Below are 1,322 nucleotides of genomic sequence, written 5' to 3'. Positions count from 1 at the left end.
CCTGGTGGCCAGGAGTATCCAGGAAAACGATGCGCCGCTTCTGGCCTTCAAAGTTCACATCCACATGGTAGGCACCGATGCGCTGGGTGATCCCGCCAGCCTCTCCCTGCGCCACTTTGGTGTCGCGGATGGCATCGAGGAGAGTGGTTTTGCCGTGGTCCACGTGGCCCATGATGGTTACCACCGGCGGACGCGAGACCAGATGGTCGATGTCCTCCACGTCCAGCATTTCGGTTTTTTTAGCCTCGGGTTCTGCCTTGGGCCGGCGAATCTCGTAGCCCAACTCTTTGGCCACCGACTCGGCCAGCGACTCATCCAAGACCTGGTTGATGGTCACCATCACCCCCTTGAAAAAGAGGGTTTTGATGATCTCAGTTTCGGCCACGCGCAGGCGATGGGCCAATTCCTGAACGGTGAGGCTGCCATCCAAGAGCAACACCTTCTCTTCGGGCAAGGGCTCTGTCCCGCTAGCGCGATCGGCAGCACCAGCCTCAGCGGAGGTAGGTTGCTGCTGCAAACGGGCAGCAGGGCGGGGGCGGGCAGGGGGAGCAGCCGTTGCCGCGGGTGGGCGATAGGAAGGAGGCTTGGCGGTGGGGCGAGCCAAGGGCTTGAGGGCGTTCAGCTCAGCCTGCTTGACCGCTGAAATGATGGTCATGGGATCCAAATCCAAACCATCTCCATCTCCTTCCCCCCGTCTCCGACTGCGTTTGCGTTTGGCTTGGACGCGGGCAGCCCGCCGACTGAGAGCTTGTAGCTCGTCGTCCTCTTCTTCTTCCGTTTTGCGCTTGACCTTGGGTGGGGTAGGTCTTACGGGAGCCTCCGCCAACACTGGGCTGGGACGTTCCCCAGGGATTCTTTCTGGCAAGGGAGAGGCAGCATCTGGGTCAGGGGGAGCCGGCTTGGCCACAGGACGGGTAGGGGGCCCCACCAATTCCATCCGCCGCTGCGGACGAGGAGCTTCACCGACTTTGCTGCTGCTGACACTGTCTTCTTTGGTTGCCGGGGAGCGCGTGCCAGGGCGAACGGGTGCGCTCACCAGTTGTGGACGGGGGCGCTGCGCAGGTGGAGGAGAAGGAGCTTTTTCTTCCGCAGGCTGAGGAACGCGGGCGTGGCTGGGGGATGGTGCTTCTGAGGGGCTGGGGCGACTGGGCTCGGGAGCTTTTTGCGGCGGTTCAGGCCGCTCTGCCGGCGGTTTTGTCCCGGAGGTAGCTCGTTGAGGGGGCGAGAGTACGATTGGGCGCTTGGCCACAGGACTGGGCTCCGAGCCGCTGGCTTTGGCCGCGGCAGACTCAGAGGGAGTGGGAGGGGTTGCCGGTTGAGAA

General features: G+C 63.1%; 1 protein-coding gene. It reads right to left on the bottom strand.

The annotated features are described in order from the left end of the window. The coding region (locus NW819_RS13530; protein WP_414414064.1) for a translation initiation factor IF-2 N-terminal domain-containing protein at window positions 1-1,249 on the bottom strand (1,249 nt) is incomplete at its 3' end. Window positions 1,250-1,322: the final 73 nt, after the last annotated feature.

Origin of the sequence: Synechococcus sp. R8-2, assembly GCF_047461715.1 — a bacterium.
In the GTDB taxonomy this organism is placed as follows: Bacteria; Cyanobacteriota; Cyanobacteriia; order Thermostichales; family Thermostichaceae; genus Thermostichus.
This window is presented reverse-complemented; position numbering and strand designations above follow the sequence as displayed.